The sequence below is a fragment of the Leifsonia xyli subsp. cynodontis genome, from assembly GCF_050632205.1.
Taxonomy (GTDB): Bacteria; Actinomycetota; Actinomycetes; order Actinomycetales; family Microbacteriaceae; genus Leifsonia; species Leifsonia xyli_D.
Map to the genome: position 1 here is coordinate 1015504 of NZ_CP192578.1, position 24068 is coordinate 1039571.

Annotated in this window: 13 protein-coding genes and 4 pseudogenes; 10 read left to right on the plus strand and 7 right to left on the minus strand. The window is 71.5% G+C overall.

The window, feature by feature from the left end; all coding sequences use genetic code 11:
• Nucleotide 1: 1 nt before the first annotated feature.
• Together ACQ86M_RS05085 and ACQ86M_RS05090 are read right to left on the minus strand one after the other, a co-directional pair.
• Nucleotides 2-1039, minus strand: coding sequence for an AI-2E family transporter (locus tag ACQ86M_RS05085; protein ID WP_431221018.1), 1038 nt, complete (start codon nucleotides 1037-1039; stop codon nucleotides 2-4).
• A 29-nt stretch (nucleotides 1040-1068) separates the two neighbouring features.
• Nucleotides 1069-3903 (minus strand): DivIVA domain-containing protein, encoded by a 2835-nt coding sequence (locus ACQ86M_RS05090; protein WP_431247284.1) that lies wholly within the window; start codon nucleotides 3901-3903, stop codon nucleotides 1069-1071.
• 192 nt (nucleotides 3904-4095) lie between these two features.
• On the opposite strand from ACQ86M_RS05090, the gene ACQ86M_RS05095 reads away from it, so the two are divergent.
• The 4 genes and pseudogenes from ACQ86M_RS05095 to ACQ86M_RS05110 all read left to right on the plus strand — a co-directional run.
• Complete coding sequence (locus ACQ86M_RS05095) at nucleotides 4096-5142, plus strand: hypothetical protein (protein WP_431247285.1); 1047 nt, start codon at nucleotides 4096-4098, stop codon at nucleotides 5140-5142.
• A complete protein-coding gene (locus tag ACQ86M_RS05100) occupies nucleotides 5139-6011 on the plus strand; it encodes a hypothetical protein (protein ID WP_431247286.1) in 873 nt (290 codons plus the stop codon). Before ACQ86M_RS05095 ends, ACQ86M_RS05100 begins: the two co-directional genes overlap by 4 nt.
• 71 nt (nucleotides 6012-6082) lie before the next feature.
• Nucleotides 6083-7066 carry a tetratricopeptide repeat protein gene (locus ACQ86M_RS05105; protein WP_431247287.1) on the plus strand — a complete coding sequence of 328 codons (984 nt, stop codon included), beginning with the start codon at nucleotides 6083-6085 and terminating at the stop codon, nucleotides 7064-7066.
• Nucleotides 7067-7134: 68 nt separating this feature from the next.
• Nucleotides 7135-7632 (plus strand): annotated as a pseudogene (locus tag ACQ86M_RS05110) (SDR family oxidoreductase); the annotation flags it as partial.
• A 309-nt stretch (nucleotides 7633-7941) separates the two neighbouring features.
• Here the strand turns inward: ACQ86M_RS05110 and glgB are convergent.
• Nucleotides 7942-10149 (minus strand): 1,4-alpha-glucan branching protein GlgB, encoded by a 2208-nt coding sequence (glgB, locus tag ACQ86M_RS05115; RefSeq protein WP_431247288.1) that lies wholly within the window; start codon nucleotides 10147-10149, stop codon nucleotides 7942-7944.
• A gap of 32 nt (nucleotides 10150-10181) precedes the next feature.
• Nucleotides 10182-12162 (minus strand): annotated as a pseudogene (locus tag ACQ86M_RS05120) (alpha-1,4-glucan--maltose-1-phosphate maltosyltransferase).
• On the opposite strand from ACQ86M_RS05120, the gene ACQ86M_RS05125 reads away from it, so the two are divergent.
• Complete coding sequence (locus ACQ86M_RS05125; RefSeq protein ID WP_431247929.1) at nucleotides 12149-12331, plus strand: hypothetical protein; 183 nt, start codon at nucleotides 12149-12151, stop codon at nucleotides 12329-12331. The pseudogene ACQ86M_RS05120 and the gene ACQ86M_RS05125 sit on opposite strands and share 14 nt — an antisense overlap.
• Nucleotides 12332-12366: 35 nt before the next feature.
• On the plus strand, nucleotides 12367-14937 hold the full coding sequence (gene glgP, locus ACQ86M_RS05130) for an alpha-glucan family phosphorylase (protein ID WP_431247852.1): 2571 nt from the start codon (nucleotides 12367-12369) through the stop codon (nucleotides 14935-14937).
• Nucleotides 14938-15060: 123 nt separating this feature from the next.
• On the opposite strand, the gene ACQ86M_RS05135 is transcribed toward glgP, so the two are convergent.
• The 3 genes and pseudogenes from ACQ86M_RS05135 to glgX form a co-directional block, all read right to left on the minus strand.
• The gene (locus ACQ86M_RS05135; protein ID WP_431247289.1) at nucleotides 15061-15546 is read right to left on the minus strand and encodes a GNAT family N-acetyltransferase; all 486 of its coding nucleotides are present in this window, start codon (nucleotides 15544-15546) and stop codon (nucleotides 15061-15063) included.
• Complete coding sequence (ybaK, locus tag ACQ86M_RS05140; protein ID WP_431247290.1) at nucleotides 15543-16031, minus strand: Cys-tRNA(Pro) deacylase; 489 nt, start codon at nucleotides 16029-16031, stop codon at nucleotides 15543-15545. Before ybaK ends, ACQ86M_RS05135 begins: the two co-directional genes overlap by 4 nt.
• Nucleotides 16031-18120, minus strand: a pseudogene (gene glgX / locus ACQ86M_RS05145) (glycogen debranching protein GlgX). The gene ybaK and the pseudogene glgX overlap by 1 nt, the downstream one beginning before the upstream one ends.
• A gap of 48 nt (nucleotides 18121-18168) precedes the next feature.
• Here glgX and ACQ86M_RS05150 point away from each other — a divergent pair.
• The 4 genes and pseudogenes from ACQ86M_RS05150 to ligA all read left to right on the plus strand — a co-directional run bounded on the left by ACQ86M_RS05150 (nucleotide 18169) and on the right by ligA (nucleotide 23914).
• A pseudogene (locus tag ACQ86M_RS05150) lies at nucleotides 18169-19385 on the plus strand (cysteine desulfurase family protein).
• 395 nt (nucleotides 19386-19780) lie between these two features.
• Nucleotides 19781-20881: a tRNA 2-thiouridine(34) synthase MnmA gene (gene mnmA, locus ACQ86M_RS05155; protein ID WP_431247291.1), complete on the plus strand. Its 1101-nt coding sequence runs from the start codon at nucleotides 19781-19783 to the stop codon at nucleotides 20879-20881.
• A 45-nt stretch (nucleotides 20882-20926) separates the two neighbouring features.
• A complete protein-coding gene (locus ACQ86M_RS05160; RefSeq protein ID WP_431247292.1) occupies nucleotides 20927-21634 on the plus strand; it encodes a hypothetical protein in 708 nt (235 codons plus the stop codon).
• A 9-nt stretch (nucleotides 21635-21643) separates the two neighbouring features.
• Nucleotides 21644-23914, plus strand: coding sequence for an NAD-dependent DNA ligase LigA (gene ligA / locus ACQ86M_RS05165; RefSeq protein ID WP_431247293.1), 2271 nt, complete (start codon nucleotides 21644-21646; stop codon nucleotides 23912-23914).
• Nucleotides 23915-24068: the final 154 nt, after the last annotated feature.

The window sequence follows — 24068 nt, forward strand, 5'->3', positions numbered from 1 at the left end:
GCTACAGCTCGTTCTGGCGGGGGATCACGACCTGCTTCACGATGAGCAGGATGGCCGCGGCGAACGGGATGGCGACCAGCGCACCCAGGATGCCCAGCAGCGTGCCGCCGGCGAGGGCGGCGACCACGACGAGCGCGCCGGGCACCGAGACCGCCCGGTTCATGATCCGGGGGCTGAGCACGTACGCCTCCACCTGCATGTACACGAGGTAGTAGATGGCGGCGGCGATCGCGGTCGGCGGTCCGGAGAGGAAGCAGACGGCCACGATGATGACCGAGCCGGTGATCGTGCCCACGAGGGGGATCAGCGAGAAGAAGAACGCGATCGACGCGAGCAGGATGGGGAACTTCGCTCCGATCACCGTGAGGAAGATCGCGCTCAAAACGCCGTTCACGAGCGCGAGGGAGACCTGGCCCATCACGTACTTGCCGACCGAGTCGGTGATCTGGTCGCCGAGGTCGGCGAAGCGGGCTCGCCGCGAGGCGGGGACCAGCTGGTAGGCGGAGCGCTTGATGCTCGGCAGCGACGCGGTGAAGTAGATCGTGAGGATGACGACGATGATCACGCCGAACAGGCCCTGGACGATCCCGACGCCCGTCTGAAGCACCTTGGAGGTGATGTCGGGCAGGTTCTTCTGCAGCCACTGGGTGACGGCGTCGATGTTCTGCTGGTTGACGATGCCCGGGAACTGGTGCTGGAGGCTCAGGAACCAGTCCTCGGCGCCGCCGTTGTTGACCCACTCGACCGTGTTGTTGACGAGCTGGGTCGCCTGGTCGACCGCGATGGGGACGATCGCCCAGATCAGTCCGATGAAGGCGCCGATGATCACGGCCAGCGCCACCACGAGGGCCAGCCAGCGCGGGAAGCGCCGGCGCTCCAGGAAGGAGATCAGCGGCTCGATGCCGAGCGCGAGGAACAGCGCTGCGCCGATGTAGGTGATGATCGTCGCCAGGCTCGTGATGGCGCTCAGGATGAGGATCCCGAGCCCGACGCCGAGTGTCCCGATCAGACCGGCGCGAAACGGGTTCTGGATCTTCACTTGTCCCCCTGGAAACGGTCGCGCTGGGATCAGTCGCGGTCGGCGGTCACCTTCTCAGCCTGCTGGAGGACGCCTCGGAGGTTCTCGAAGTACCCGGCCACGGCCTCGCGCTCAATCCTAATCTGGGCGAGGCGCTCCTCCGCGTCGGTGACGAGGCGTTGCGTCCGCTCCTCGGTCTCGGCGAGCAGGGCCGCTGCGCGCTCCTCCGCGTCGCGGATGACGCCGGCCGCCGTGTCCTCGGCCTTCTTGCGCGCCTCCGTGACCGTGCGGCGTGCCTCTGTCTCGAACGCCTCCGCCTCCGACCGGGCCTGGGCGGTCCGCTTGACGGCGTCGGCGAGCTGGAGGTTGGCCTCGTCCAGGTACTTCTGGGTCTGCGCGACCGCCTCCTGGTGGCGCGCCAGGTACTCCTTCTCGGCCTCGTCCCGGCGTGCCCGGAGCTCGACGTCGAGGTCGATGCGCGCCTGCTCCATCTCGCGCGTCCGCGCGTCGACCTCCTCGAGCGTGGCCGTCCGCAGCTGCGTGAGTTCGGCGTCCAGTGCCGCGCGGGCGTTGCCGGCCTCCTGCTCGAACGCCGCCGTGCGCTCGGCGAGCGCAGCCTCCAGGGCGGTGCGGGCCTCGGCGACCTCGCGGGCGAGTTCCGCACGGGCCTCGGCGGTCTCCTTCTCGAGGGCGACCCGGGTCTGCTGGGCTTCGTCGGCGAGGGCGACGCGGGTGCGCTCCGCGTCGCGCTCGAGCTCGAGCCGCTGCTGCTCCCGCTGGTCGGCGAGCTCGTTCTCGGTGGCCTCGCGGCGGTCGGCGAGCTCCGTCGTGGTGCGGCGGACGTCCTCGGCGAGCCGGCTGCGGGTCTGCTCCTTCTCGGCGGTCAGCGTGGATGTCGTCTGCTCGACCTCGGCCGCCAGGGACTTCTTGGTCTGCTCGACCTCGGCGGCGAGCGCCGACTTCGTGGTCGTGACCTCGGTCTCGAGGGCCGACTTCGTCTGCTCGACCTCCGCCGCGAGCCGCGTCTTGGTCTGTTCGACCTCGGCGGCGAGCTCCGTCGTGGTGCGCTCCACCTCGTCGGCCAGGGCCGCCTGCGCGGTCGTGACCTCGGTCTGGAGCTTCGTGGTGGTCTGCGCGACCTCCGCCGCCAGGGCGGCCTTCGTCGTGGTGACCTCGGTCTCGAGCGCTGACCGGGTCTGCTCGACCTCGGCGTTCAGGGCGGAGGTGGTCTGCTCGACCTCGGCGGCGAGGTTCGCACGCGCGGCCGTCACCTCGGCCTCCACGGCGCTGCGCTGGCGCGCGATCTCGTCGGCGAGGGCGGTGCGGGCGGTGTCCACCTCGGTGGCCAGTTCGGCGCGCAGGTCGGCGGCCTCCGCCTCCAGTTCGCGGCGCTGGCGCTCGGCGTCGGCGGCGAGCCGCGTGCGCGTCTGCTCCACCTCGGCGGCGAGCTCGCTCGCGGTCTGCTCGCGGTCGGCCGCCAGCTGCGCCGCCGTGGCCGTACGGTCGGCCTCGAGCGCGGCGCGGGTCTCGGTGCGCTCGTTCTCGAGCGCCGTCCGGGTCTGCAGGGCCTCGTCGGCGAGCTGCGCGGTGGTCCGCTCGACCTCCTCCGCGAGAGCGGACTTCGTCGTCGTCACCTCGCTCTCGAGCTCCGACTTCGTGCGCGCGACCTCTTCGGCCAGCGCCGACCGGGTGGTGGTCACCTCGGTCTCGAGCTCCGACTTCGTGCGCGCGACCTCTTCGGCCAGCGCCGACCGGGTGCGGGTCACCTCGTCGGCGAGCTCCGCCTTGGTGCGCTCCACCTCGTCGGCGAGCGCGCTGCGGGTGGAGGTGACGTCCGCGTCGAGCGCGGAGCGGGCCTGCTCGACCTCCGCGGTGAGCGCGGACTTCGTCTGCTCGACCTCGGCGGCGAGCGCCTTGGTGGTCTGCTCGACCTCCGTGCTGAGCGCGAGCCGGCGGGTCTTCTCCTCGTCGTCGAGGTCCGCGCGGGTCTGCGCGACCGCGGCGGCGAGCTCCGACCGCTGCTGCTCGACCTCGGCGGCGAGGTCGGCGCGCGCCTGCGCGGCCTCCGCCGCGAGGGCGTTGCGCGTCTCCGTCTGCTCGGCCTCGAGCCGGTCGGCCGTCTCGGCGACGCGGCGGTCCAGTTCGAGGCGGGTCTGCGCCGCCTCGCGCTCGAACGCGGCGCGGTCGTCCGCGAGGGCGTTCTCGAGCTCGGCGCGCCGGGTCGCGATGGTGCGATCGAGCTCCGCGGCCTCCGCCCGGGCGGCCTCGGCCTCACGGGAGGCGACGGCCTTGAGCTCCGCCGCCTCGCGGTCGGCCTCGGCGCGGACGGCCGCCGCCTCGCGCTTGCTCGTCGCACGCAGCTCCGCCGCCTCGGTGGCGACGGCGCCACGGATCGCGGCGGCCTCGCGCATGGCATCGTTGAGCAGGGTCTCCTTGTCGGCGCGGGTCTTGGTCAGCAGCTCGCCCGACTCGATCTGCGCGTCCTCGAGCAGGGTCGTCGCGCGGGCCTGGGCGTCGGCGAGGATCCGCTCCGCCTGCGCGGCGGCGGCCTTCTTGACCTTCTCGATCTCGGCGGCGACCCCGGCGCGCAGCTTCTCCGCGTCGATGTCGGCCTGGGCGATGAGGCGGGTGGACTGCTCCTCGGCGACACGCAGGGTGTTCTCGAGCTTGGTGCCGAGCCCGGAGTACGTCGGGCTCCCGACCTCCTCGATCTCCGCGGTGAGGTCCTCGATGCGCGCCTGGAGCCGCTTGATCTCCTTCGCAGAATCGGCCGCCTGCGTGTTCGACTTGATGAGTTCGCGCCGCAGTTCCTGGAGGGCCTTGTCGACCTCATCCTTGTCGTAGCCGCGGAAGACTTGCGTGAAGGTTGATTCGTCGGTGGCCACTGCTGTTACTCCTGGGGGATCTTCTCGGGTCGACTCGCCGCGCGCGCGCCGGATCGATCCTACAATTCGCCGTCTCCGCCCGCACTGGGGGGTGCACGAGCGTCCAGGCAAGGGTTAGCTGCCTTTCAGGCATGTCCGGTATCGTCGTGTGACTGTGCCCGCCCCCGAACTTCGGCACATGAGGAGTCCTGTTTGCGTTTCGTACTCGCCATCGTCGCGTTCGTCGTGGCCGCCGTCATGATCGTGGCCGGAATCGCGCAGCGCACTGTTTTCGCGCCCCCGAGCCGCATCGAGGCCGGCGCGACCGTCTCAGGCGACCCGCGCTACCTGGTGATCGACGGGTCCGCGCTCAACGCCCACCCCGGTCAGCAGACCTTGACGATCTCCGACGTCCCGTCCGGCGTGAACCCTGTCGTGGCTTACGGCCGTACAGCGGACGTGAAGGCCTGGCTCGGCGACCAAAAGTACGTCGCCGTGCGCTATCAGAAGGCGACCGGCAAGCTCGCCACGAAGTCCGTCGTGCAGAAGCCCGCGACCTCGAACGGCCAGGGCGACGGAACGACGAGCACGGCCACTCCGACGCCGACGCCCGCAGCGGGGGCGCCCGCGGCACCGGCGGCACCGGCCCCGGCAACGCCCACACCCGCCCCGACGGCGGCCACCGGTGATGCGGCGACCACGACCGCGGGCCCGAACCCGGCCGGATCGGACCTCTGGCTCGAGGAGTTCGACGGCGAGTCGGCGCAGGTCACGCGGATGAACATCCCCGACGACGTGAGCGTCATCGTCGCCTCCGACGGCCAGAAGCCGGCCCCGTCGCGCGTCACGGTGACGTGGCCCGTCGACTCCAGCACCCCGTGGGCGTTCCCGCTGATCATCGGCGGCCTCATCCTGCTGGTGATCGGGATCGGCCTCTACCTCTGGGGGCTCTACGCGCACCGCCGCGCCCGCGGCCCGCGCCGGAAGAGCGGCCCGAAGATGCCGAAGCTCCCCAAGGCTCCCAAGTACAAGCCCACCGCCATGATCGAGGCCACGCCGCGCGGACGGCGCTCGTCGCGACGCGCCCGCGTGATGCTGCCCGCGGCCCTCGTCGGAGCACTCGCCCTGACCGGCTGCACGGCCGGGACGGATGCGGCGACTACGCCGACCAAGACCGCCACCCCCTCGCGACCGAGGCGCCCGACGGGCAGGGGCAGCTGCCGCCCGCCGTCACCGTTCCGCAGCTGGAGCGCATCGTGAAGCGGATCTCCCAGTCGGCCGCTGACGCCGACGCCAAGGCGAGCGCGGATCTGGCCAAGCAGCGGTTCGTCGGTCCGGCGCTGCAGCTGCGCGAGGCCAACTACGCCATCCGTGCGAAGAAGACCGACGAGCCGCCGATCGCCGCCATCCCCGCGAGCCCGATCGTGCTGTCGCTGCCGCAGGCGACGGACGCCTGGCCGCGCACCGTCGCCGCGGTGATCCAGAGCCCGAAGGACGCCAAGGGCAACCCGCAGGCGCCGATCGCGCTCACAATGGTCCAGGCCACGCCGCGCGACAACTACCAGGTCGAGTACGCCATCGCGCTCGAGCCGAAGGCGAAGGTGCCGAACCTGGCGCCGGCGAGCATCGGCTCGGCGGTCGTCCCGCCCGACTCGAAGCTGCTCGCGCTCCCGCCCGAGAAGGTGTCGGCGGCGTACGGCGACATCCTGATGAACGGCGACAAGAGCCAGTACGCGAACCTCTTCAACGCCGAGGGCGACACGCTGCGCACGCAGGTCGGCGCCGAGTGGAAGGCCAAGCAGAAGGCGGCGGTTCCCGCGACCGCGTCGCTCGACTTCACGACCGGGCCCGGATCCGGCACCGATGTCGCCATGGCGACGAACGACTCGGGGGCGATCGTCTGGACGGACCTCCAGGAGTCGCAGGTGCTCAAGGTCGTGGAGGCGGGCGCCGAGGTCAGCGCAGGGGCCACGGCGGCGGCCCTCACGGGCGTCGCCTCCTCGAAGACCGGCATCCAGACCGACTACGGCTACCAGCTGGCGTTCTACGTGCCGCCGGCCGGCTCGAAGGCCAAGATCACGCTCCTCGGCTTCGCTCAGGGCATGATCGCGGCGAAGCAGATCCCGTAGTCCTCGGGGGCCGCACGAGTATCCTTGATTCTCGTGCCGACCGCGATTCGCTGCACGCATCTGGAGGATCAATGAGCAACGTCCCGCCCCCGCCCACCAACCTGCGCGGGGCCGTCGACCTGAGTTCCCTCGTCAACCGGCCCGCCCCGGGTGCGCCGGGAGCCGCTGCCGCCCCGGGCGCCCCGGGCGCCCCGGCGGAGGACGGCGGCGCCATCACGCTGCCGAGCCTCTACTTCGAGGGCACCGACGCCAACTTCAACGACTTCATCGACCTGTCGATGCGCGTGCCCGTCGTCGTGGACCTCGGCACCGAGCGGTCCGAGCAGTGGAAGCAGTTCTCGCCCGTCCTCGAGCGGGTGATCGGCGGCTTCGGCGGCCGGTTCGTGCTGGTCCGGATCGACGTGGATGCGAACCCGCAGCTCACGCAGGCGTTCCAGGCCCAGGCGGTCCCCACGGTCGCGGCGCTCGTCGCCGGCCGGCCGGTCCAGCTGTTCTCGGGCGTGGTGCCGGAGGAGCAGCTGCGCGACGTCTTCGACCAGGTGCTGCAGCTGGCCGCCCAGAACGGCGTGACCGACACAGTGACGGTCGAGGGAGGCGTGGACGCCGAGTCCGCATCCGCCGAGCCCGCGGCCGAGCCTCCGCTGCCGCCCCTGCACGCCGAGGCGTACGAGGCGATCGATCGCGGCGACTACGAGGCGGCGATCCGCGCCTACCGCACGGCGATCGCGCAGGACCCGCGCGACACCATGGCGGCCGCTGGCCTCGCGCAGGTGAGCCTGCTCGCGCGCCTCGCCGGTCACTCCGCCGACGAGCTCCGCACCGCCGCCGCCGACGCGCCCGCCGACCCGGCCGCGCAGCTCGGGGTGGCCGACCTCGACATCTCGGGCGGCCACGTCGAGGACGCCTTCGACCGCCTCCTCACCCTGTTCCCGAAGCTGGACGCCGCGGGCAAGGAGGAGGTGCGCGCGCGCATCCTGGAGTACTTCGAGATCGTGGGCGTGGACGACCCGCGTGTGGGCAAGGCCCGGGCTAGGCTGGCGTCGCTGCTGTACTGAGCCCGGTCACATCGGGGCGCCGCCCGGTGGCTCTCGTCGCCCATCCCACCGCTCAGGAGTGACCGCGCATGGCCCGTGTGCTCGTCGTCGGAGGAACCGGCCTCGCCGGTCGCGCCGTCACCGCCCAAGCGATCGAGCGGGGGCACCAGGTGGTCGTGGCGGCGCGCCGCGTTCCGGACGACGACGCCGACCCGTACGTCGACGGCGCCGCCTACGTGACCGCCGACCTGGTGACCGGAGACGGCCTCGAGGAGGCGGTGGACGGCGTGGACGTGATCGTCGACACCAGCAACGCGGCCGGCAAGCAGGCGGCGAACGTCTTCGCCACCGGCGCGCAGAACCTCGTGCACACCGCCGCGCGTTTCGGGGTGCACCGCGCGGTGCTGCTCTCGATCGTGGGCGCCGACCGCTCGGCGTACCGCTACTACCGCGCGAAGGCGGCGCAGGAGCGCGTCTTCCTGGAGTCCGCCCTCGACACCCGGGTGGTCCGCGCCACCCAGTTCCATGACTTCGTGACCGCCATCTTCGACCGGGGCCGCGCGCTCGGCGCTCTGATCGCGCCGACCGGTACGCACTTCCAGCCGATCGCGGTGTCGGATGTCGCGCGCGTGCTGGTCGACGCGGCCGAGGGCGCGGGGAGCCGGACAGCGTCATCCACGTCGGCGGACCCCGGGTTGAGTCCGCGCGCGCCCTCGCCGAGCAGTGGAAGAGCGCCTCCGGGACGCGCCGCGTCATCCTCCCGGTCCGGCTCGGCGGCCCGCTCGGGTCCACCTGGCGTGCCGGCCGCAACCTCGTGCCGGAGCACGCGATCGACGGCGGTCTCGGCTACGGCGCCTGGATCGCGTCCCGAGCCTGACCCGGCGAAAGGGCCGGCGTCAGCGGCGGGGCTTCAGCCAGAGCGCACCGAGCGGCGGCAAGGTCAGCACCGCGGAGGCCGGCCGGCCCATCCACGGCTCCTCGGCGGCGGTCACCGCTCCGAGGTTGCCGACGCCCGAGCCGCCGTACGCCTCGGCGTCCGTGTTGAGCAGCTCCTCCCACTCGCAGGCGAACGGCAGGCCGACGCGGTAGTCGCTGTGCGGCGCCCCGGAGAAGTTGAACAGCATCGCGATCGGGTCGCCGTCGCGGTCCTTCCGCAGGAACGCGATGACATTGCCCTGCGCGTCCGACCCGTCCAGCCACTCGAAGCCGGCCGGCTCGTTGTCACGCGCCCACAGCTGGGGATGCGCCTTGTACACGGCGTTGAGCTGCGCGACCAGGTTCCACAGGCCCTGGTGCGCCGGCTGGTCGAGGATCCACCAGTCGAGCCCGCGCTCCTCGCTCCACTCGGAGGGCTGCCCGAACTCCTGTCCCATGAACAGCAGCTGTTTGCCCGGATGCGCCCACATGAACGCCAGGAACGCGCGCACGTTCGCCAGCTGCTGCCAGTGGTCGCCCGGCATCTTGGTGAGCAGCGAGCCCTTGCCGTGCACGACCTCGTCGTGACTGATCGGCAGCAGGAAGTTCTCGCTCCAGGCGTAGACGAACGAGAACGTGATCTCGCTGTGGTGGTAGCTGCGGTACATCGGGTCCTCGTGGATGTACTGGAGCGCGTCGTGCATCCACCCCATGTTCCACTTCAGCCCGAAGCCCAGACCGCCGGACGAGGTCGGTGCGGTGACGCCCGGGTAGCTGGTCGACTCCTCGGCGATCATCACCGTGCCGGGGTTCCGCTTATAAGCCGTCGCCGTGACCTCCTGCAGGAAGCCCATCGCCTCGAGGTTCTCGCGGCCGCCGTGGATGTTGGGCTCCCACTCGCCGTCGTTGCGCGAGTAGTCGAGGTACAGCATCGAGGCGACGGCGTCGACGCGCAGGCCGTCCACGTGGAACTCCTCGAGCCAGTACAGCGCGTTCGCGACGAGGAAGTTGCGCACCTGCGAGTTGCCGTAGTCGAAGATGTACGTGCCCCAGTCCTTGTGCTCGCCGCGCCGCGGGTCGGCGTGCTCGTACAGCGGCTGGCCGTCGAACCGGGCGAGCGCCCAGTCGTCCTTCGGGAAGTGGCCGGGCACCCAGTCGAGGATCACGCCGATACCGGCCTGGTGCAGCCGGTCGATCAGGTACTTGAGGTCGTCGGGGGAGCCGAACCGGCTGGTCGGCGCGTAGTAGCCGGTCACCTGGTAGCCCCAGGAGCCGCCGAAGGGATGCTCGGCGAGCGGCAGGAACTCGACGTGCGTGTAGCCGAGGGCGCCGACATAGTCGATCAGTTCCTCGGCGGCCTCCCGGTAGCCGAGGCCGGGCCGCCAGGAGCCGAAGTGCAGCTCGTAGACGCTCATGGGGCCGGAGTGCGGATCGTGCGACGCGCGGCGCTGCATCCACTCGCCGTCCTCCCACTCGTGCCGGCTCACGGTCACGCGCGACGCGGTGGCCGGCGGCGTCTCCGCGAGCTGGGCCAGCGGGTCGATCTTGCGCACCCAGCGGCCGTCCTGCGCGAGGATGTCGTACTTGTAGATCTCGCCCTCGCCGAGCTCCGGCACGAACAGCTCCCAGACCCCGGAGGAGCCCATGTTGCGCATGGAGTACAGCGTGCCGTCCCAGCCGTTGAAGTCGCCGACCACACGCACGGCGCGGGCGTGCGGAGCCCACACGGTGAAGGACGTGCCCACCACGCCGCCGAGGTCGCGCACGTGCGCGCCCAGCGCCGTCCACAGGGTCTCGTGCCGTCCCTCGCCGATCAGGTGCAGATCGAGCGAGCCGATCGTGGGCAAGAAGCGGTACGGGTCGTCCGCCGTCCACGTGCTGCCGTCGTCGTAGCGCGCCTCGATCCGGTAGGCGCCGGGGCCGACGATGTCGATGCCCTGCCAGACGCCGTAGCCCACGTGCGCCAGCTCGACGTGGGCGCCGTTCGACAGGATCGCGAAGACCTCCTTGGCGAGCGGCCGGAGCGTGCGGATCACGGTCACCGGGTCGTCCACGCCGGGCGCGGCGATCTGGTGCTGGCCGAGCACCGAGTGCGGGTCGTGGTAGCTGCCGGTGGCGATGGAGGCCAGGACGTTCTCGTCGAGGGTGGGGAGGTCGACGGCGGCCGCGCCTTCGGGGATCGGGGACATGGCGGTACTCCTTGTGTTTCGGCGGTCGGCGGTCAGAGCGGGCGGACGGAGAGGATGTGCACGGGCTCCGTGAACGCGTCCAGGCGGACGTAGTTGTCGGTGCCCCACGTCCAGCGCTGGCCGGTCACGCGGTCCTTCACCTCGAACCGGCCGCCCAGGGGATGCCGAACGCCGTCGGGTCGAGGTGGACGATGGTCTCGCGCACCGAGTGCGGGTCGACGTTCGCCACGACGAGCACCGCGTCGGCCTTGCCGCTGCGGGTGAACCGGCCGTCGAGGTATTTCGAGTAGACGAGGATGCTGTCGTCGTCGCTCCAGTGGATGCGCAGATTGCGCAGCTGCCGGAGCGCCGGGTGCTCGCTGCGCGCCCGGTTCAGCATCGTCAGGTAGCCGGCCAGCGAGCGTCCCTGCGCCTGCGCCTTGGCGTAGTCGCGGGGGCGGTACTCGTACTTCTCGTTGTCGATGTACTCCTCGGCGCCGGGGCGCGCGACGTTCTCGAACAGCTCGAAGCCCGAGTAGACGCCCCAGGTCGGGGCGGCGGTGGCGGCGATCGCGGCGCGGATCTTGAAGGCCGCCGGGCCGCCGAACTGCAAGTACTCGGTGAGGATGTCGGGGGTGTTCACGAAGAGGTTCGGCCGCAGGTAGTCGGCCGTCTCGTGCGCGAGCGAGTCGAGGAACTCCTCCAGCTCCTCCTTTGTGTTCCGCCACGTGAAGTACGTGTACGACTGCTGGAACCCGGCCTTCGCCAGGGTGCGCAGCAGCGCCGGGCGGGTGAACGCCTCGGCGAGGAACACCACATCCGGGTCGGTCTCGTTGACCGTGTGGATGAGCCACTCCCAGAAGTGCAGCGGCTTGGTGTGCGGGTTGTCGACGCGGAAGATGCGGACGCCGAGCGCCATCCAGTGGCGCACGATCCGGAGCACCTCCTGGCGAAGGCCCTCGTAGTCGTTGTCGAAGTTGATGGGGTAGATGTCCTGGTACTTCTTCGGCGGGTTCTCCGCGTACGCGATCGTGCCGTCGGGGAGCGTGGTGAACCATTCCGGATGCGTCGTCACCCAGGGGTGGTCGGGCGACGCCTGCAGCGCCAGGTCGAGGGCGACCTCCAGTCCGGCCTGCTTCGCCTTGCCGATGAAGAAGGTGAAGTCCTTCTCGGTGCCGAGGTCGGGGTGGATGGCGTCGTGGCCGCCCTCTGCGTTGCCGATGGCCCACGGCGATCCCGGGTCGTTCTCGCCCGCATCGAGGGTGTTGTTCGGTCCCTTGCGGAAGGTGCGGCCGATCGGGTGGATGGGCGGCAGGTAGACCACGTCGAAGCCCATCGCCGCGACCTCGGGCAGGCGCTTCGCGGCGGTGCGGAAGGTACCCGACTGCCACGTGCCGTCCGCGTTCTTCTTGGCGCCCTCCGACCGGGGGAAGAACTCGTACCAGCTGCCGACGCCCGCCCGCGTCCGCTCCACCTGGATCGCGCGCGTCGCGGACAGCGAGGGAGGCTGACCACGGGCCGCTCGGTGAGCACCTGCTGGATGCGGTCGTCCACCGCGGCCTGGAAGCGCTCCTCCACCGGCCGCTTGGTGTCCGCGACCGCCTTGGCCGCCTCGGAGAGGTGCCGGCGCTCGGCCGTGCTGCGGCGCTTGTCCTTGGAGGCGGTCACCAGGAGGTCGTGCCCCATGCGCAGCATGAGCTCGACGTCGATGCCGGCGGGCACCTTCACCTCCGCGTTGTGGTGCCACGTCGCGTACTCGTCGGCGTACGCCTGCACGCGGTAGCGCCACAGCCCGGTCTGCTCGAGCTGCACCTCCACCTCCCAGCGGTCGGTGCCCGGCTCGATCGGATGCATGTGGTGCTCGGTCTGCTGCCCGGCCGGGTCGAGCAGGATGAGGTCCACGCCGATCTTGTCGTGCCCCTCGCGGAAGGCGGTCGCACGGAACGGGATCACCTCCCCGCTGAACGCCGTCGCCGCCCACAGCCCCTCGTCGACCTGGGGCGAGAGCTGGAGGATGGGGATGCGCGGGAGCAGCGGCTCGTACGCCGCGGGTGCCTCGCTCGCGGGCGGCGTCCGCTTGGGCGTCGTCCGTCTCGGGGCGGGCTTCGCCGCCTCCGGGTTCTCCACCGTGGCCGCCTCGGGCGCGGCGGCTGCTGATCTGGTCGCTGCGTTCTTCACCACGCCTCGAACGTACACTCATTAACCTGCCCGTCATGAGGCTCCTCTAAGGTGGACCGGGTGAAGGCCATCCGTAGATTCACCGTCCGCGCCGTCCTCCCCGAGAACCTCTCCGCATTGGAGGAGATCGCAGGCAACCTCCGCTGGTCCTGGCACGAGCCCACCAAGGAGCTGTTCGCCCGCATCTCGCCCGAACTGTGGCAGCAGGTCCGGCACGATCCCATCGCCCTGCTGGGAGCCGTCGAGCCGTCGCGGCTCGCCGAACTCGCGGCCGATCAGGGCTACGTCGACTGGGCGAACCACATCCGCGACGACCTCCACTCGTACCTCAGCGAGCCCCGCTGGTACCAGTCGCTCGGCGAGGGCGCACCGCAGACCATCGCGTACTTCTCGCCCGAGTTCGGCATCGCGGCGACACTGCCGCAGTACTCCGGCGGTCTCGGCATCCTCGCCGGCGATCACCTGAAGGCGGCGAGCGACCTGGGCGTTCCGCTCGTGGCCGCCGGCCTGTTCTACCGCTCGGGCTACTTCTCGCAGGCGATCACGCCCGACGGCTGGCAGCTGGAGAGCTACCCCGTGCTCGACCCCGACGGGCTGCCGCTCAGCGTGCTCCGCAACCCGGACGGCTCGCCTGTGCAGATCTCGCTGGCCCTGCCGGATGGCGTGCTGCGCGCCCGCGTCTGGCAGGCCGCCGTGGGCCGGGTGAAGCTGCTCCTGCTCGACACCGACATCCCCGACAACGAGGAGCGCCTGCGCTCGGTCACCGATCGCCTGTACGGCGGCGGGGGAGAGCACCGGCTGCTGCAGGAGCTGCTGCTCGGCATCGGCGGCGTGCGCGCCGTCAAGGCGTGGACCGAGCTAACGGGCGCGCCGGAGGCGGAGGTGTTCCACACCAACGAGGGCCACGCCGGCTTCCTCGGGCTGGAGCGCATCTCCGACCTGATCGGCGAGGGACTGACCTTCGACCAGGCGCTGCAGGTGGTGCGCGCCGGAACCGTCTTCACCACGCACACACCCGTGCCCGCGGGCATCGACCGGTTCGACCGGCCGCTGGTCCAGCGGTACTTCTCGACCACGCTCCTCCCCGGCGTCTCGGTGGATCAGATCCTCCCGCTCGGCGCCGAGGACTACCCGGGCGGCTCGCCCGACGTCTTCAACATGGCGGTGATGGGCCTGCGGCTCGGGCAGCACGCGAACGGCGTGTCGAAGCTCCACGGCGACGTGTCCCGTCACATGTTCAACGGGCTCTACCCGGGCTTCGACCCCCAGGAGGTGCCGATCGACTCCGTGACCAACGGCGTCCACGCGCCGACCTGGACCGACCCGATGCTCCGCGCGCTCGCGCTCGAGCGGCTCGGCACCGAGGACACGACGCACGCCGACTGGGCGAACTCGGGCGCGGTGACCGACCTCGACCTGTGGGGCGTGCGCAACCGGATGCGCGAGCAGCTGGTGCAGGACGCCCGGCGCCGCGTCGAGGCGGCCTGGCAGGAGCAGAACCCCGGCGGGATCGCTCCCGCGTGGATGGACGAGCTGCTCGACCCGAACGTGCTCACCATCGGCTTCGCGCGGCGCGTGCCGACGTACAAGCGGCTCACGCTGATGCTGCACGACCCGGACCGGCTGCGGAGGATCCTCACCGACCCGCAGCGCCCGGTGCAATTCGTGATCGCGGGCAAGTCGCATCCGGCCGACGACGAGGGCAAGCGCCTCATCCAGAAGCTCGTGCAGTTCGCGTCGGAGGCCGACATCCGGCAGCGGATGGTGTTCCTGCCCGACTACGACATCGGGATGGCGCAGCTGCTCTACCCGGGGACGGACGTCTGGCTGAACAACCCGCTGCGCCCGCTGGAGGCGTGCGGCACGTCCGGCATGAAGGCGGCGCTGAACGGCGCGCTCAACCTGTCGATCCTCGACGGCTGGTGGAACGAGTTCTACGACGGCGAGAACGGGTGGGCGATCCCGTCCGCCGACGCGGCCGGCGACGGCGCCGAGCGCGACGCGCTGGAGGCCGAGGCGATGTACGACCTGATCGAGCACCAGATCGCACCGCGCTTCTACGAGCGCGACGGCGACGACGTGCCGACCGCGTGGGTGTCGCGCATCCGGCACACCCTGTCCACCCTGTCGTCGCCGCTGTCCGCCGAGCGGATGGTGCGCGAGTATGTGGAGCGCCTCTACGTCCCTGCCGCCTCGTACGAGGACCGCCTGAGCGAGAACGACTACGCCGAGGCGCGCTCGCTCGCCGCGTGGAAGGAGCGCGTCGAGTCCGCGTGGCCGGGCGTCGACGTCGCGCACGTGGACGCCGGCGGTGTGGATGCGGTGCCGCAGGTCGGCGACGAGCTGCACGTCCGGGCGCTGGTGCACCTCAACGGCCTCGATCCGTCGGACGTCGAGGTGCAGGTCGTCTACGGCCGCAGCCGCGACGACGAGCTCACGGACGTGCACCGCCAGGCGCTGACCGTCGACACCGGCGTTCCCGGCGCGGGCGACCCCTCCGTGGCGCACGAGTTCGTCGGCACCGTGCGTCTCGCCTGGGCGGGCTCGTTCGGTTACACGGTCCGCGTCGTCCCGGTCAACGACCTCCTGCTGACGCCGGCCGAGCTGGGCCTGGTGCGGGTCGCCTCCTGATCCGCGTCCCACGCCAACAATTCCTGAGTTTTTCGGCCTGCTCACGGCGTGTCGGGGCGAACAACTCAGGAATTGTTGGCCGCGGGCGCGGGCGCGGGCGCGGGCGCGGGCGCGGGACTGGGGTCAGCGGGTCATGCGGACGGCGGGGACCGCGGTCGCGCCGAGGGTGTGCGTGGCGGTGCCGCCGTCGCGCGCGAAACCGTTGCGGCGGTAGAACGCCTCGGCGCGAGCGTTGCCGTCCATGACCCAGAGGTAGGCGGGGGCGTCTCCGATCGCGGCGTCGAGCAGCCGCTGTCCGGCGCCGGTGCCGTAGGCGGACGCGAGCACATAGATGCCCTCGAGCTCGAGCCCGCGGGGCGCGTCGTAGTCGCGGCCGGGGCCGGAGGTGGCCCAGCCGACGATCGTTCCGTCGCGCTCCGCGACGTACCCGCGGGTCACTCCGTCGGCGAGGATGTCCTCCCAGTTGCGGGCGAAACGGGACTCGTCGAGCGACGCGAGGAACTCCGCGGCCAGCCGCTCGGCGTACGCCTCCCGCCAGGCGGTCACGTGCACGTGCGCGATGCCGTCCGCGTCGGCGGGGGTCGCACTCCGAACCGCCACGACGCTCATTTCGCGATCGCCCCGAAGGTCGCGCCGGTCGCGGCGAGGAGGTCGGCGGGGGCGAGCTCGATGTCGAAGCCGCGCTTGCCGCCGGAGACGAAGACCGTGTCGAACAGCTGCGCCGTCTCATCCACGACGGTGGGATGCGCGGTCTTCTGCCCGACGGGGCTGATGCCGCCGACCACGTAGCCCGTGCGGCGCTCGGCGACGGCGGGGTCCGCCATCGTGGCACGCTTCGCGCCGACGGCGGCCGCGAGCGCCTTGAGGTCCAGCATCCCGGTGACCGGCACGACGCCGACCACGAGTCCCAGGTCCGTGTCGGCGAGCAGGGTCTTGAACACCCGGTCGGGTTCGACGCCGAGGGCCTCGGCGGCCTCCAGCCCGAACGACGGCGCCGACGGGTCGTGGTCGTACGGATGCGCGGTGAACGGGATGCCCGCAGCGGTCAGGGCGACGGTCGCCGGCGTCCCCGCCGAGGTCTTCGGCTTGGCCATCAGCTCGGCGCCCCCGCGCGCGGCCCGTTCGCCCGGAACAGCTGCATGGACGTGCCGCCCACCAGCCGCGCCGAGCCTGGCGCCAGCTCCGCCGCATCCTCGGGGATAGGCACCTCGGTCGCCGAGTCCCACAGCAGCTGGTACGACGTCACTCCGTCCGCGACGGGGAGGGACACCTCCACGTCGTCCTCCACGCCGTGCACGATGAGGAGGACGCGGTTGAACTCCTCCCGGTCGGGCGTCGACGCCACCAGATACTGCAGCGTGCGGTTCTCCGGCGAGTTCCAGTCGTCGTCGTCCATCCGCTGACCGGTCGCGTCGTACCAGTCCATGTGGCTGGCGTTCGGCGTGGTCTGCCCGTCGACCGCGTACCGGCTCGGCCGCAGCGCCGGGTTCTCGCGGCGCAGCTGGAGCAGACGCTTCGTGGTGTCGTAGAGCTCCCGCTGCTCGCGGGTGCGCAGCCAGCTCAGCCAGGTCAGCTCGCTGTCGTGGCAGTAGGCGTTGTTGTTGCCGCGCTGGCTGCGCCCGTACTCGTCGCCCGCCGTGATCATCGGGACGCCCGCCGAGAGCAGCAGCGTGCCCATCAGGTTGCGAATGGCCTTCGCCCGCATGAGCAGCACCGCCTCATCCACGGTCGGGCCCTCGACACCGTGGTTGAACGAGCGGTTGTTGTCCGTGCCGTCGCGGTTGTCCTCGCCGTTGCCGAGGTTGTGCTTCACGTCGTAGGCCGTCAGGTCGGCCATGGTGAAGCCGTCGTGCGCGGTGACGAAGTTGATCGAGGCGAGCGGTCCGCGGTCGGGGGAGAACGTGTTCGACGAGCCGGCGAGGCGGGTCGCGAAGCCGCCGATGCCCACAGGGGCCTGGCCGTTGCGGCGCGCGTCGGCGATGTCGGCCAGCCAGAAGTTCCGCACGCGGTCGCGGTAGCGGTCGTTCCATTCCGACCAGCCGGCCGCATCCGCCGTGGGGCCCGGGAAGTTGCCGGTCTGCCAGCCGCCGAGCCCCACATCCCACGGCTCGGCGATGAGCTTCACGCCCTGCAGCGCCGGGTCGGACTGCGCGGCGACCAGCAGAGGGTGGTCACGGTGGAACGAGGCGTCGGTGCCGCGGCCCAGCGTGGCGGCGAGGTCGAACCGGAAGCCGTCGATCTGCATCTCGTTCGCCCAATACCGCAGCGAGTCGAGCACGAGCCGCTGCGGAACTGGGTTGCCGAAGTCGACCGTGTTCCCGCATCCCGTCACATCGATGTAGGCGCCGGACTCGTCGTGCCGGTAGTAGGTGGCGTTGTCGATGCCCCGGAAGCTCGTGCGCGGTCCGCTCAGGCCCTCCTCAGCGGTGTGGTTGTAGACCACGTCGAGGTAGACCTCGATGCCGGCCAGGTGCAGCAGCTTGACCATGCCCTTGAACTCGGCGAGCACCGCCTCCGGCCCCGCCGCCTGGGCCGCACGCGACGCGTAGGGGGTGTGCGGCGTGAAGAAGTTGAGGGTGTTGTAGCCCCAGTAATTCGTGAGCCCCTCCTGCAGGAGGCGCTGCTCCGACACGAAGGCGTGCACCGGGAGCAGCTCGACGGCCGTGACGCCGAGATCCTTCAGGTACCCGATCGTCGACTCGTGGGCGAGACCGGCGTAGCTGCCGCGCAGCTCCTCCGGGACGGACGGGTTCAGCCGGCTGAGGCCCCGCACGTGCGCCTCGTAGACCACCGTGTGGTCCAGCGGGGTGGCGGGCTTGCGCGCATCCCCCAGTCGAAGCCGTCGGAGACGACCACGGACCGGTAGCCGTCGGAGCCGACGTGGATGAGACCGCGGGCGTACGGGTCGAGGAGGAGGGCCTCCGGGTCGAAGGAGTTGGCCGGGGCGTTCGGGCCGGAGACGCGGAGGGCGTAGCGGCTGCCCACGGTCAGCGAACGCGAGCGGCCCACCCACACGCCGTTCGCATCCCGCGCCATCGCGACGGTCTTCGTCAGCCAGTTCGGGTCGCTCTCGTCGAACAGGCACAGCTCCATGGCGTCGGCGCTCGCCGAGAACACCCGCAGCTCGCCGCCGCTCGGCCCGACGCGTACGCCCAGGTTGCGCAGAGGGTCGGACGAGGTCATGCGATCTAGAGTAGTGACACACGCCTGGAATCAGCTTCGGAGAGCACCGTGCCGGTCTACCTCGACCACGCCGCCACCACGCCGATGCGCCCGGAGGCGATCGCCGCCTACACCGAGGCCATGGGCGTCGTCGGCAACCCCTCGAGCATCCACAGCCAGGGGCAGCAGGCCCGGCGGATGCTCGAGGAGGCGCGCGAGACGGTCGCCGCCACGCTCGGGGCCGACCCCATCGAGGTCGTCTTCACCTCGGGCGGCACCGAGGCGGTCAACCTCGCCGTCAAGGGGATGTACTGGGCGCGGAACGACGGCGGTCGGCGCGCCCGCATCCTGGTGCCCGGCGGAGAGCATCACGCGACCGTGGACACGGTGGACTGGCTGGAGCGCGCGGAGGGCGCCGAGGCGGTGTGGCTGCCGCTCGACGGCGAGGGCCGGATCGCGATCCCGGCCGAGGTGCCCGGGGACGCGGCGCTGCTGACGTTCCTGGCGGTCAACAACGAGGTCGGGACGGTTCAGCCGGTGCGGACGCTCGCCGCGGTCGCACGAGCCGCAGGCGTGCCGGTGCACGTGGATGCGGTGGCCGCATACGGTCACCTCGCCGTCGACTTCGCCGGGCTGGGGGTGGATGCGCTCAGCGTCTCGGCGCACAAGATCGGCGGGCCTGTCGGTATCGGCGCGCTCGTGCTGAGCCGCGCATCCACCGTCGTCCCGCTGATCCACGGCGGCGGGCAGCAGCGGCAGGTGCGCAGCGGGACGCAGGATGTGGCGGCGGCGGTGTCGTTCGCCGTCGCGGCCCGTGCGGCGGAGGCCGAGCGGGGGCGGAGGCTGTGCGGCTCGCGGCCCTGCAGGAGCGGCTCATCGCCGGGGTGCGGGCGGCCGTGCCGGAGGCCGTGCTGAGCGGGCCGGAGCCGGGGCCGTCGCGTGTCGCATCCAACGCCCACTTCACGTTCCCGGGCGCGCAGGGCGACTCGCTGCTGTTCCTGCTCGACATGGCCGGCGTGTCGGTGTCGACGGGATCGGCGTGCCAGGCCGGCATCCCGGAGCCGTCGCACGTGCTCCTCGCGATGGGGCGCAGCGAGTCGGAGGCGCGGAGCGCGCTGCGGTTCACGCTGGGCCGTACGTCGACGGACGCCGACGTGGACGCGCTGCTCGCCGCCCTCCCGGCGGCCTACGCGCAGGCGTCGCGGGCCGGCCTCGCCGAGCGGCGCTCCCGCCTCGCCCGGCCGGCCGGCCGCCCGCCCGCCCCGCCCCGCCCCGCCGAGTGGTGAGTACACGTCGCCACTCGTCGCGAATTCGCGCATCCACTCACCACTCGATTCGCCTCGGGCGTTCGTCGCCTCCGTCCCGTCTCCCTTCGCCGAGTGGTGAGCAGATGTCGCAACTCGGGCGGGATTCGCGCGTCTACTCACCGGTCGGCTCGCGTTCGGCGCGGGTGGTGCCTCCAGCCCCGTCTCCTTGCGTCGAGTGGTGAGTAGATGTCGCAACTCGGGCGGGATTCGCGCGTCTGCTCACCGGTCGGCTCGCGTTCGGCGCGGGTGCCTCCGTCCCGTCTCCCTTCGCCGAGTGGTGAGCAGATGTCGCAACTCGGGCGGGATTCGCGCGTTTACTCACCGGTCGGGGACCGGGCGGCGGAGGCGCGGCGGGGCGCGGGTAGAATCGGCGGGTGAAGGTTCTGGCGGCGATGAGCGGGGGAGTGGACTCCGCGGTGGCGGCGGCGCGTGCCGTCGAGGCGGGCCACGACGTGGTCGGCGTGCACCTGGCGTTGTCGCGCATGCCCGGCACGCTGCGCACCGGCAGCCGGGGCTGCTGCACGATCGAGGACTCGATGGATGCGCAGCGCGCGGCGAACATCATCGGCATCCCGTACTACGTCTGGGACTTCTCCGAGCGCTTCAAGCTCGACGTCGTGGACGACTTCATCGCCGAGTACTCGGCCGGGCGCACGCCGAACCCGTGCATGCGCTGCAACGAGCGCATCAAGTTCGCCGCCCTGCTCGAGAAGGCCCTCGACCTGGGCTTCGACGCGGTGTGCACCGGGCACTACGCGGCCGTCGTGACGGATGCCGACGGCAACCGCGAGCTGCACCGGGCGAGCGCCTGGGCGAAGGACCAGTCGTACGTGCTGGGCGTGCTCACGGCGGAGCAGCTGGCGCACGCGATGTTCCCGCTGGGCGCGACGCCGTCGAAGGCGGAGGTGCGGGCCGAGGCCGCCGCCCGCGGGCTGAGCGTCGCGAACAAGCCGGACTCGCACGACATCTGCTTCATCCCCGACGGCGACACCCGCGGCTGGCTGGCCGAGCGCGTCGGCACGGCGACCGGCGACATCGTCGACCGCGAGGGCAACCGCCTCGGCACGCACGAGGGCGCGCACGCCTACACCGTCGGGCAGCGCAAGGGGCTGAACGTCGGCTACCCGTCGCCGGACGGCCGTCCCCGCTTCGTGCTGGAGGTTCGCCCGAAGGAGAACGAGGTGGTCGTGGGTCCGCGCGAGGCGCTCGACATCGCCGAGATCGCCGGCTCCCGCTTCACCTGGGCCGGGATGCCGCCCGCCGACCCGGCCACGCCGTTCGCGTGCGAGGTGCAGATCCGTGCGCACGCCGACCCCGTTCCCGCCACCGCGTCCGTCACGCGAGGCGAGCTGGTGATCCGGCCCGACGTCCCGCTCAACGGTGTCGCCCCGGGCCAGACCGCGGTGGTGTATGTCGGCACTCGCGTGCTGGGCCAGACCACCATCGACCGCACGGTGTCCGCCGTCCCGGTCTGAACCCGACCGGTGCCACGGAGCGCACCGACGGCTTAGGCTCCGCCCATGACGGCGGTGCGGGCGATCCGGCTCCGGCGCGAGGCGTGGGGCTTCGCGATCGGCTCGCTGTTCTTCCTCGTGGGCGCCATCCCGTCGTACCAGGAGGCGGCCGGCGACGTCTGGGCCAACATCACCTTCTTCGTCGGCGCGCTGTTCTTCACGGCCGCTGCCTTCATCCAGGTCGCCCTCAGCGGCCGCAGACCTCCGCGCCGGGGCGGGAACAGGCCCGACCGGTACGACTGGTGGGCGGCGGCCGTCCAGTTCGTGGGCACCCTGTTCTTCAACGTCAGCACTACGGAAGCGCTCATCGTCTCGCTGAACTCGGGCGCGCGGGTCGGCGACGGTTGGCGTCCGGACGCGTTCGGCTCGATCTGCTTCCTCGTCTCGAGCGGCCTCGCCGTCGTCGCCACGGTCGACCGCGACCGGCTGTGGGATCCGCAGGCGCGCACGTGGCACGGCACCTGGCTGAACCTGGTCGGCTCGGTGTTCTTCGGGGCCTCCGCTATCGGCGCGTACACCGTCCCGGAGACCGGCGATCCGGTGAGCCTGCTCTGGGCGAACCTCGGGACGCTGCTCGGCGCCGTGTGCTTCCTCGTCGCGGCGGTGCTGAGCCGCCGGTCCATCCCGATGCGGTCGCGGCGACAGCGGACCGGAGCCGCCGGCGGCGCTCCCGGTCCCGAAGCCCCGCGTTCCGGCGTCGGAGGTCCCGCATAAGCTGGACGCGTGGCGATCGAGACGACGACCGACGACCAGGCCGCTGACGCGCGGGCCGAGGCGCAGCAGCTGACCACGCGCATCCTCGAGCTGCGCGATGCGTACTACGAGCGCGACACGGTGCTCGTCAGCGACGAGGAGTACGACCGCATGATGCGGCGCCTCGAGGAGCTGGAGCGGCTCCATCCCGAGGTGCAGTCGCAGGACAGCCCGACCCAGACCGTCGGCGGCCGTGCGCAGACGACGCTGTTCGCGCCGGTCGAGCACGCCGAGCGGATGCTGAGCCTCGACAACGTCTTCTCGCTCGAGGAGTTCGAGGCCTGGGCCGCCCGCGTCGAACGGGATGCCGGACGCCGCGTCGACTACCTCTGCGAGTTGAAGATCGACGGGCTCGCGATCAACCTCCGCTACGAGCGCGGCGTGCTCGTGTCCGCCGCCACCCGCGGCGACGGCGTCGTCGGCGAGGACGTGACGGAGAACATCCGCTGGATCCCGGCCATCCCGACCCGGTTGGCGACCGACGAGCCGCCCGCGCTGGTGGAGGTGCGCGGCGAGGTGTTCTTCCCGGTCGCCGAGTTCGAGGAGCTCAACGCCCACCAGCAGGAGGCCGGCGAGCGCGTGTTCGCCAACGCCCGCAACGCGGCGAGTGGTTCGCTCCGGCAGAAGGCCGAGGGCAAGAACGCAGCCCAGCTCGAGCTCATGCACAACCGGCTGCGCCGCCTCCACATGCTGGTTCACGGCATCGGCGCCTGGCGGAACCCGCCGGTGGATGCGCAGTCGAAGGTCTACGAGCTGCTCAAGGGATGGGGTCTGCCGACCTCGACGCACTACCGCGTGGTCGACGAGGTCGCGAAGGTCGACGAGTTCATCGAGTACTACGGCGCCCACCGCGGGGCGGTCGAGCACGAGATCGACGGCATCGTGATCAAGGTGGATGAGCTCGCCCTGCACGACGAGCTCGGCGCGACCAGCCGGGCACCGCGCTGGGCCATCGCCTACAAGTACCCGCCGGAGCAGGTCAACACGAAGCTGCTCGACATCGTCGTCAGCGTCGGCCGCACCGGCCGGGCGACGCCGTTCGCGGTAATGGAGAAGGTGAAGGTCGCCGGTTCGGAGGTGCGCCAGGCGACCCTGCACAACCAGGAGGTCGTCAAGGCGAAGGGCGTGCTGATCGGCGACACCGTCGTGCTGCGCAAGGCGGGCGACGTCATCCCCGAGGTGCTGGGGCCGGTCGTCGAGCTGCGCGACGGCACCGAGCGCGAGTTCGTCATGCCCGAGAACTGCCCCGAGTGCGGCACCCGCCTGGCGCCGGCGAAGGAGGGCGACATCGACCTGCGCTGCCCGAACGCCGAGTTCTGCCCGGCGCAGGTCCGCGGCCGGGTGGAGCACATCGGATCGCGGGGTGCGCTCGACATCGAGGCGCTCGGCGAGGTGGCCGCCGCGGCCCTGACCCAGCCCCGCTTCCCGGAGACGCCGCCGCTGCCCACCGAGGCCGGGCTGTTCGGGCTGACCCTCTCCGATCTGTTCCCGATCGAGGTCGTGGTGCGCGACGGCGAGACCGGGCTGCCCAAGCTGACCGACACGGGGGACGAAAAGGTAGACACCCCGTTCCGCCGCCGGCGGCAGAAGAAGGACGGCCCGTTCGACCCCGTCGCGGCTGCCGAGGCGGGGGAGTTCCCGGGAAGCGAGCTGTACGTCCCGTCCAAGAGCGCGGTCGAACTGCTCGCGAATCTGGCGGCGTCGCGCGAGAAGCCGCTGTGGCGCATCCTCGTCGCGCTGAACATCCGCCACGTGGGTCCCGTCGCGGCGCGCGCGCTCGCCAATCACTTCGGCTCGCTGGACGCGATCCGTTCCGCATCGCGCGAGGAGCTGGCCGCCGTGGACGGCGTGGGCGGCATCATCGCGGACGCGGTGCTCGCCTGGTTCGAGGTGGACTGGCACCGCGAGATCGTGGAGCGCTGGGCCGCTGACGGCGTGCAGTTCGCGACCCCCGGCCATCCCGGACCGGGCGCCGCGAGCGAGGCCGGCGGAGTGCTCGCCGGCCTGACCGTGGTCGCCACCGGATCGCTGGAGGGATTCACGCGCGAGGGGGCCCAGGAGGCGATCATCGCCGCGGGTGGGAAGGCTGCGTCCAGCGTGTCCAAGAAGACGGATTTCGTCGCCGCCGGACCGGGTGCGGGCTCGAAGCTGGCGAAGGCCGAGGAGCTCGGTGTGCGCATCATCGATGCGGCGCAGTTCAAGAAGCTGGTCGAAGAAGGCCCCGCAGCCCTCGCGGAGTGATGATTTCGGTCCGTCATTGCACGGACAGTATTCGAGTTCTCCCCCGAATCGGGGGTAGAACGCGTCGGCGTCCGCCACCCATTCACGGGTAGAGTCGAGGCGTGCGCTCCCCCTGGGCGCATGCAAGGGCTAAGCTCGCTCGCTCTCGGAGGGA